This window comes from Micromonospora sp. NPDC050200 (assembly GCF_040656135.1).
GTDB lineage: Bacteria > Actinomycetota > Actinomycetes > Mycobacteriales > Micromonosporaceae > Micromonospora.
On sequence record NZ_JBFALG010000123.1, the window covers coordinates 1 to 8000 of the forward strand.

The 8000-nt window shown below is 66.8% G+C and carries 10 protein-coding genes and 1 pseudogene; 7 read left to right on the forward strand and 4 right to left on the reverse strand.

From position 1 onward, the window contains the following. The first annotated feature begins 196 nt into the window (after positions 1-196). The gene (locus AB0I41_RS34215) at positions 197-532 is read left to right on the forward strand and encodes a hypothetical protein (RefSeq protein ID WP_357115326.1); all 336 of its coding nucleotides are present in this window, start codon (positions 197-199) and stop codon (positions 530-532) included. Between the two features lie 38 nt (positions 533-570). Here the strand turns inward: AB0I41_RS34215 and AB0I41_RS34220 are convergent, their stop codons facing one another. The 3 genes and pseudogenes from AB0I41_RS34220 to AB0I41_RS34230 all read right to left on the reverse strand — a co-directional run. Further along, positions 571-1791 carry a tyrosine-type recombinase/integrase gene (locus AB0I41_RS34220; RefSeq protein WP_357115328.1) on the reverse strand — a complete coding sequence of 407 codons (1221 nt, stop codon included), beginning with the start codon at positions 1789-1791 and terminating at the stop codon, positions 571-573. Further along, positions 1791-1988 (reverse strand): excisionase family DNA-binding protein, encoded by a 198-nt coding sequence (locus AB0I41_RS34225; protein ID WP_357115330.1) that lies wholly within the window; start codon positions 1986-1988, stop codon positions 1791-1793. Before AB0I41_RS34225 ends, AB0I41_RS34220 begins: the two co-directional genes overlap by 1 nt. Beyond that, positions 1985-2740, reverse strand: a pseudogene (locus AB0I41_RS34230) (replication initiator); the annotation flags it as partial. The gene AB0I41_RS34225 and the pseudogene AB0I41_RS34230, both read right to left, overlap by 4 nt. 52 nt (positions 2741-2792) lie before the next feature. Here AB0I41_RS34230 and AB0I41_RS34235 point away from each other — a divergent pair. From AB0I41_RS34235 to AB0I41_RS34245, 3 genes are all read left to right on the forward strand, one after another. Further along, positions 2793-3137, forward strand: coding sequence for a hypothetical protein (locus tag AB0I41_RS34235; protein WP_357115332.1), 345 nt, complete (start codon positions 2793-2795; stop codon positions 3135-3137). Between the two features lie 191 nt (positions 3138-3328). Next, the gene (locus tag AB0I41_RS34240) at positions 3329-3592 is read left to right on the forward strand and encodes a hypothetical protein (RefSeq protein WP_357115334.1); all 264 of its coding nucleotides are present in this window, start codon (positions 3329-3331) and stop codon (positions 3590-3592) included. Positions 3593-3798: 206 nt separating this feature from the next. After that, entirely contained in the window at positions 3799-4035 is a 237-nt protein-coding gene (locus AB0I41_RS34245) for a hypothetical protein (protein ID WP_357115336.1), read from the forward strand. A 488-nt stretch (positions 4036-4523) separates the two neighbouring features. Here AB0I41_RS34245 and AB0I41_RS34250 read toward each other — a convergent pair whose 3' ends face one another. Next, positions 4524-5054: a hypothetical protein gene (locus tag AB0I41_RS34250; RefSeq protein WP_357115338.1), complete on the reverse strand. Its 531-nt coding sequence runs from the start codon at positions 5052-5054 to the stop codon at positions 4524-4526. Positions 5055-5259: 205 nt separating this feature from the next. On the opposite strand from AB0I41_RS34250, the gene AB0I41_RS34255 reads away from it, so the two are divergent. The 3 genes from AB0I41_RS34255 (at position 5260) to AB0I41_RS34265 (ending at position 7673) form a co-directional block, all read left to right on the forward strand. Further along, complete coding sequence (locus tag AB0I41_RS34255) at positions 5260-5544, forward strand: hypothetical protein (protein ID WP_357115340.1); 285 nt, start codon at positions 5260-5262, stop codon at positions 5542-5544. Positions 5545-5742: 198 nt separating this feature from the next. Next, positions 5743-6171 carry a hypothetical protein gene (locus AB0I41_RS34260; protein WP_357115342.1) on the forward strand — a complete coding sequence of 143 codons (429 nt, stop codon included), beginning with the start codon at positions 5743-5745 and terminating at the stop codon, positions 6169-6171. Positions 6172-6476: 305 nt separating this feature from the next. Next, complete coding sequence (locus tag AB0I41_RS34265) at positions 6477-7673, forward strand: helix-turn-helix transcriptional regulator (protein WP_357115344.1); 1197 nt, start codon at positions 6477-6479, stop codon at positions 7671-7673. The last annotated feature ends 327 nt before the right edge of the window (positions 7674-8000 follow it).

Genomic DNA, 8000 nt, shown 5'->3' on the forward strand with positions numbered 1-8000 from the left:
CAACGACCGACCCCGTAAGATCCACGACTGGAAGAAGCCCTCCGAGATATTCACCGAACTCGTCGAGGCAAATGCTTCCACCGACTGAACTCGCCCGTACCTGGACCTTCTGCGGCCGACCGACGATCACGCGCAGCCGCTGCTTAGGACATGGGACTATTCCCGGCCGTGGCCAAGCGGTAATGACTCCGCGCCGTTGTGGGCCCCCTACGAGATATACGAGCCTGACAAGGGGGCGGGCCTGATCCAATGGGGCAGCGATCAGACCGAAGGGGAGTACTACTGGCTGGCGGACCGCTCTGTGGAGCCCGACCGGTGGCCTGTGGCCGCGCGGTCGGACGGCATCGAGCCGTGGCACCAGCTCGACATGTCGACGGCCGAGTTCGTCTACCGGGTGATCGCGGATCCGGAATTCAAGCCGTTCACGGTGGCCGACCCACCGCGGCGACCCTTCTACCTGCCGCACTGGGGGCCGTTCCCGATGAGCGCAGACGACTGGGACGCTCTCACCGACCCGAACCGCAAAGGCTGAACTATGCCCTCGGAGGGGCTGCCATTCAGGGACGACAGTCAGCGGCCGAGGGAGTCGCCAAGACGTTTGAGTGCTTCCCGCGTCGCCTTCGACGAGACCTGCGTGTAGATCTCCATCGTGATGGAGAACCGGGCGTGCCGGAGGACCTGCATGGCGACTCTCGGGTGGACGTCGAGATCGGCCAGGAGCGTGGCGCAGGTGCGCCTTGCGTCGTGGACGGTGATCGGGCGGATCCCTGCTCTGTCGCACCGGGTCTGCCAGGAGCGCTGGAAGTTGCGCGGCTCGATTGGTGTGCCATAGCGGGTGGTGAATACCAAGTCGGTCTCGTGCCATGCCTTGCCTGCGGCTGCTCGCGCCTCGTCGCGTTGTTCGTTGCGCAGTTTGAGCGCCATCAGGCATATGTCCGGCAGGGGGAGTGTGGCGTCGGATGCCCGGGTCTTGGTGTCGCGGTGGAGGAGCTGGCCGCGCACGCGTTGCAGCTGACGGCCGATGGTCAGTTCCCCGGCGTCGAGGTCGACGTCCTCCCAGGTGAGGCCGAGGGCTTCGCCCTTGCGTAGACCGACGACGAGGACCAGGGCGTAGGCGGCGTAGAGCGGGTCCTCGTCGGCGCGGGCAGATTCGAGGAACTTTCGGGCCTCGTCGCTTGACCACGACTTGCCTCGGCGGCGGCGGACGGTGGCGAGGGTGACCGGGACGGCCGGGTTCTTGGTGATGAGGTCTTCGGCCTGGGCGTGGGTGAGGGCGGCCCGCAGTGCGGCCCGGATGTCGCTGACCGTGCGGGTCGACGGGACGGCCTGGCAGCAGCGACCAACGGCGGAGCAACGGCGCTTCTCCTTCCGGCGGGCGGCGTCCTTGCCCTGGGCACAGCACTGGCAGGTCCGGGCGACCTGGTTGATCCACGTCTGCACGTCCCGCGACTGGAGCCGGTCGAGTCGCTTGGCCCCGAGCCCAGGTGCGATGTAGCGGCGGACGAACGTTTCGTAGGTCGCGTAGGTCAATGGTGCTCGGTTCGGCTGGATGATCTCGGTCAGCCAGTAGGTGAGGAAGGTGCCGACCGTCGGGACGCTGGTCGCCACCGGCCCCTGCTTCGCCTGCTGGTGCAGCCTGATCCACTTGTCGTGTACGGCCTCCCGCGTCTTGCCGTAGACGTACTTGCGGGTGCGTTTGCCGTCGGGCTTGGTGACCCAGACGTAGGCGGCGAAGCCGTTGCGGTAGGGGAAGATGGAGCCTTCGCCGTTGGCTCGTGCGCGTGCGGGCATCAGGCGGCCTCCTGGTGTTCGACCTGTTCGCGGATGTAGTCGTCGACCCATTCGGGGAGGATGCGGCGGTACTTGCCGTCCTTGATGGAGCGCAGCTCGCCGGTGGCGATCTTCATCTTGACCTTGGAGATGCCGAAGCCGAGGAGGACGGCGACTTCTGCGGGGGAGTACCAGCGCGGGGTGAGGTCATGGCTCATGCGGCGGCCCCGGTGAGCCAGGCTTCGTGGGCGAGTTCTTCCCGGCCGATGCGTCTGCTCTCGCGTCGCTGTCGGGCTGCGGTGTTGGCCAAGAGCGCGTCGCCTTCGGCGAGCCATCCCGAGCCGGCGTAGGTGAGGGTGCCGACGGTGACGGTGTCGGCGGCCTCCTCGTCTTCGGTGCGGCGGTAGGTGGCGCGGGTGTCGCGGAGCAGGCGGAAGGTGACGGAGTAGCGGCGGGCTTTGGTGAGGAAGTGGCCGCCGAAGCCGAGTAAGTGTGCCCAGCGGCGTAGCCCGGCGTAGGCGTTGAGTTTGGTGTCAAGGCCGGCTTGACGGTCGTCGCCTGTTGCGGCGCCGCTGGCGGTATCGGTGCCGGTGGGGCGGCCGAGGTGCCAGCAGGCGTCGATGAGGCGGGCGAGGTGGTCGCCTTCCGGGTCGGCGTAGTCGTCGATCGTGGCGGGGGTGAGTCGGGTGAACTGGTGGCCGGTAGCTTCGGTGGCCTTGGTGGCGTACTTGGCGAGGTAGGCGGCCACCTTGCCGTCGGTCAGCTCGCCGCCGGTGCTGTTGATCCGACGGACGTCGACCTGCTCGCCCCAGGCAACCACCCAGCCTTCGGACCGATCCGGGTGCGACGGTGTGGTGACGGTGATCCGGGAGGCGGCGGCGTGGACAGCTTCCTCCAGGTCGTCGACGGTGATGCCGGCCGACGGCGGCCTGAGAGCGTCCGGGTCGTCGGGGTCGACGCCGTCGAGGCGCGGCTCGTATCCATCACGCCCGGATGTTGCGAGCGTCAGTGATGATCGGCAGGTGATTGACAAGGAGTTCACCACGCGCGGCGGCATCGCCTACATTGACCCTGATGTGCGGTCGTGGGGATTGGGTTTCAAGCGCAACAAGTACGCCACATGGCCATTCGCTCGGCTCCGCGTGGGAACGAGCTCCATCACAGTCTCGTCTTTGTTCGGAGACTTCCGTGTCACTCGCACGAACCTGGTATCGATCTCCCGATTCGGTCGTGTCCCCGTGCTGGCCGACGGTGTCAGACTCGCGCGAAACGGCCACAACGAGGCGGTAGTCTTCTGGGCGCTCCGTGCCGGCAAAGTGGTGGACGAGCTGCAACGCCGAGGCTGGCCAGTGGCTCACTCATCGTGAGCCACCGTGCTGGGTGACCAACTGGGTGACGACGGACGTGACCACGACCGGACGCCCCTGGACGCTGGTGGACCGTTGCCGCAGCTCGCCCGGCCTGTTTGCGCAGCTCAACGACGGCCGATCATTCCTTCGGGACGAAGGAGTCGCTGCCGCAGCGGCAGGCATGGCAGCCGTCCCTACACTCTGAGTTCATGGACTTCGCCGCAGGACCGCCGAGTCGCTGGGTTGTCACCCTCCGGTCTGGGGCGGCGGTCGAGTTGGCCGCCGACGGCTTCACTGAGCATGACGGTCACGCCCTCTTCTCCGTCCTTGCCAACGCCACCAGTGCGGAACAGGAGCAGGTCCAGGTACTTGGCTGGTCAGTTGCGGCTCCCGCCGTCCTGGTCCTGGTCGCGAAGGTGCCCATGGCCGAGGTGGCGAAGATCGAGGGCGGCGAACCGTGGTCGAGCACATGAGCTGACGCGAAGCCGTGGGGCACATAGGGGGCACAAGACAGCGTCCAACCATGGCAGACCGAGACGCCGTGTGAGCAGGTGTCGGCCGCTGTCGCCGCTGCTAGGTGCGCCGGGGCTCTACGTTCCGCTTCAACGTCTGACAGCCCCAGGAGGGGCGGGGAGCGACCTGGAGGGCAGGTCGGGTCAGCTAGGCGGGAGAATCCAGCGTGACCTTCTGCTGCGAGATGATGCGCGACAAAGTCGAGACCGAGTGTGACCAGCACCCAGACCCGTTCGACTGCCCGGACAACCTGATCTACTACGACTCGGACCCGAGCGACGAGCGCTACGGCCTCATCATCCACGACGGCGGCAGCTCCTACATTGCCATCCGGTACTGCCCGTGGTGCGGCGCGTCACTGCCGGGCGGCACGGACGACGACGACGAGGAGCCGGCTGGGTGACGAACTGGCTGCCGTGCCCGATGCGTGCCCGATGCAGCGGTTAACACCGGCCTACAAGGGCACCTCGGCACCGGCGACCTGAACGCTCCGTGTTTATTCACCAGCCAACACGGCCTACTCACAGTGCAGATCAACCCGATTCCCAAGCTGAGGTTGGCCCGTCAGCCCTTGGGCTTCCACCAGGCCGCGAGCAGCCCTACGACGGCGATGAGGAAGAGACAGGCAAATCCCGCACAGAGCAGCAGGCCGAAGCCGGCTAAGGTCCCGAATTCCACCAGCCGACTGTAGGTGAACGAGCCTCGATCAATGCCGTCAGGAGACGGCCCGGCGGTCTGGGGCACTCAGGGGGCACAAGACACCGTGAAACGTTGCGAACCAGCGAGCAGCCATGGCGGCCCGGGACGCCGTGCGAGCAGGCGTCGGGCGCTGTTGCCGCTGGTAGGTGCGCCGGGGCTCTAAGTTCCGCTTCAACGTCTGATCCCCGCCGCTCAATCAGCGCAGGGGGTGAACCGGCTCGACCATCGCTCGTCAGGCATCCCATCGAGGGCCAACAGCTCGAACCCGTTGCCGTCGTGGCTGACCAGCAGCGCGTCGCCGAATCTGTAGCGCTGTGGGGATTCATGGTCGCGCGTCGGTCCGGCCTTGCGTTCCCCGAAGTCAAGTCGCACCCATCGTTCGTAGTCGTCGTCGTAGTCGTCGTCGTCTTCGTATTCACTGAGCAGCCACGTGCCCTGGGCGGAAGCAGGCCGGCGGCCGTCGAAGTAGGTGCGCCAGATGTACTGGTCGCTCCACGTGTCCCGTAGGTCCTGGAGGACGTGCGAGAGGTAGGCGTCCGAGATTGGGTCCAGCCGTGACGACCCGTCGTGGCGCAGGTCGATCCGGTCGCCGGAGGATCCGCACCAGGTTCCCGTTAGGTCAGCGTTCGTGGGCTGCGGTGGCGGGGCCGAGGGCGCACAGCCAACCGCATGGGTCAGGAGGAACGTCAGTGTGGTCGTCACGGCAACGACTTTGATCCGCACGCCGGCCACTCTAGGACCTTCCACCGCCGCGTAGGCATGCCCGACGCGTGCCCGATGCAGCGGTCAACACCGGCCAACGGCGGCACGCGGCGCGACCTCAACCTGACAGCTCCGCCGCTCGCGACTCGCGTCAGGACTGGTCAGCGCCTGGAGCATCGCGTCGGCGAGGTCGACGCCAGGCATCTTCCAAACTGACGGTGGCTGCATGAAGATCGAACTCACGAGGTTGAGGAAGCTCGGACGACCCGAGGGAGCAGGCGTGAAGCACAGGCGGCGCGACCGCAAACGTTGGGAGCAGGTCGTGGAGTTGCTGGCCGTCATCATGCTGGTGATACCGACGAGCCTGATCCTCTTCTCTTCCGAACTGCTCTGGCGCGGCGACTTGGTCGCAAGTTCTCTGCTGCTGGCTACCTTCACGGTCCCACCAGGTCTGGCGCTCTGGCTGATCGAGCATCGCCGTGGCCGCCAGGGTGGGCGACCAACTGAGTGACTATCTGGGTGACGATCACGACGGACGCCGGCGGACGAGGATGGACGGCGGGGGACCGTCACAGGAGATGAGAGCAAGTGAAGCAGCAGGTGGCAGAGCCGTGTTGGTTGCCTGGGGGTCAAGGAGTCGTGGCGCTGGCTTGCCGTCGGGCGCGCGGTCGTCCGGATGGCAGCCCCTGACTGTCCTTAGGATCGGACCATGCCCATGCCTATAGATGAGCTGACCGCTTACAGCGAGGGACGCCTGGACGACAGGGACGTTAGCCGTTTCCTGCGGGCCTACGAGCGCGATTGCGGCAAGCTGAGCTGGGTTGGCGAGAGGGCGGAAGCGTTCGATGAGGTCGACCGGGATGGTGCGCGCCAGATCGGGCTTACGCACGCGTTTCTAGCGCCGGGACCATGGGCGACGCCCGCGATGGAACGGCGGTTCTTTGCCGAGGTCCGGTGGCTGGTGGCGTGGTTGGAGGAGATCTCAGGCGAGCTTGGACTGGTGTTTGCGCTTCGCTACAACGACCGTGATCTCGGTTGGATACGCAAGGGTGTCACCGACGACGCGATCAGCGAAGGGCTGATCGCCGTTTGGGAGCGCGACTTGGAGCGCCTGGAACGCGACTTGCCGAGGCGCTGAGAAAGGCCGTCGGCTCGTACGGTCAGCGCAGGTCCCGAGGATCGCGGGCAAGTCGCCCCACCCCCGTCGGGTGGCTGTCGACAGCAACGGTGACAGCAACGAAGCGGGACGAGGGCAGCCGCCGACTGCCGGGCGCGGACAGTGGCCCGAGGTCGCGGATGCGGACGGACCCTGCCAGCCGAAGCGCCCAGAACTTACAAGCGAGGGGTCATCGATGCACGAGGTGTCGGAGTACCGTCGAAGCGGTGGCTCGCTGGGTCGCGGCCGGGTGAGTTCGCCTGGACCCTTTAGCTTGGAGCGGCGCTATGGCCTCCCCTGTCGACCCGCGCTTCGGTGTAGCTCTGCGTGAGCTTCGGGAGCAGCGTGTTCTGTCGCTTCGGTCTCTCGGGCAGCTCGCCCACCGGAGTAAGAGCCATCTGCACGAGCTGGAAACAGGGCTCAAGGCTCCAACAGCCGACACGGCGCGCCACTTGGACCGGATTCTCGACGCAGGAGGCGAGCTTGCTCGCTTGGTCGATGCGCCGGTTGACCATGCAGCCGAGGCCGGGGAGCTGCGGGCGAGAGTTGCCGCCAGCGATGTCAGTGGGGACGTGGTCGACCGGATCGAGCAAGGTGTTGATGACCTTGCCAGTGCCTATCCAACGATGACCCCGGCTGACCTTCTGCCGTTGGTGCGGCGGCACCTCGCCTATGTCGGGCGGTTGATGGATGGACGGGTCACGCTTGCTCAACGACGACGGTTGTTGGTTGCTGGCGGCTGGTTGGCGGTGCTGCGGGCCACCGTTCACATTGACCTGCGGCAGCGGCATGCGGCGGCTGCTCATTTGCGGGCCGCTCGTGATCTTGCCGAACACGCTGAGCACGCCGAGATCCAGGCATGGTGTCTGGAAACCCGGGCCTGGGACGTGTTGACTCAAGGTGACTATCGGACGGCACTCGATCTTTCCCACCAAGCTCAGCGGGTCGCCCCGAAGGGCAGCTCTGCCTGCATTCAGGCGACTGCTCAGGAAGGTCGTGCGTGGGCGCGGATGGGGGACGTCGGTGCGACCCGGCGAGCGTTGGACCGGGTAGAGCGGCTGACGGCCAATCTGCCCGTTCCTGAGCGAGCCGAGCACCACTATCGCTACGACCCGGCCAAGGCCGCCGCGTACACGGCCACGACTTTGGCATGGGCGGGTGACCCAGGTGCCGAGCAGGTTGCGCGGGCGGTGCTGGCCGACCTGGACCCGGACGGCGATGGGGGAGCGCGGCCCCGCCGGTCCGCGTCGGCTCGTCTCGACCTTGGTCTTGCCTTGGTCGCCGCCGGGCAGCCGGACGAGGCGGTCGTTCTCGGGACGCAGGCTGTGGTGTCCGGGCGCGTGGTGCCGTCGAACTGGTGGCGGGCTGCGGAGTTGCTGGCGAAGGTGGAGCAGACGGGGGTGCCAGAGGCGGCGACATTGCGCGACCTGTGCACCGAGTACGCCCCTGGACGCCGACCGCCAGCGGACAGCACAGCTGGTTAGCGGACAGTCACCTTCTGGATCGATGACGCGCGCGGCGTGACGCTGGTCCTCAGTGCACTCGGGCGCGGAACAGTGCATCACCCGGTGATCCTCCGCGCCCTCGATACGGAGGGCCGGACACGTGACGTTGACTGTCGGACTCCTGCGGCGGATCGTCAGCTGGTACCTCCCGTCGCCGCCGGCTGTCCCTGGCATCGGACAGCGCATCCAGGCAGGGGAGCAGGAGGCAGCCTGTCAAGCCCCGGGTTTGATGGAGAGTTGGTTAGCTGGCTTTCAGGGGTGCGGTGACCGGGTGGGTCATCGCGTGTAGCGCCTCGTGTTCGGCGG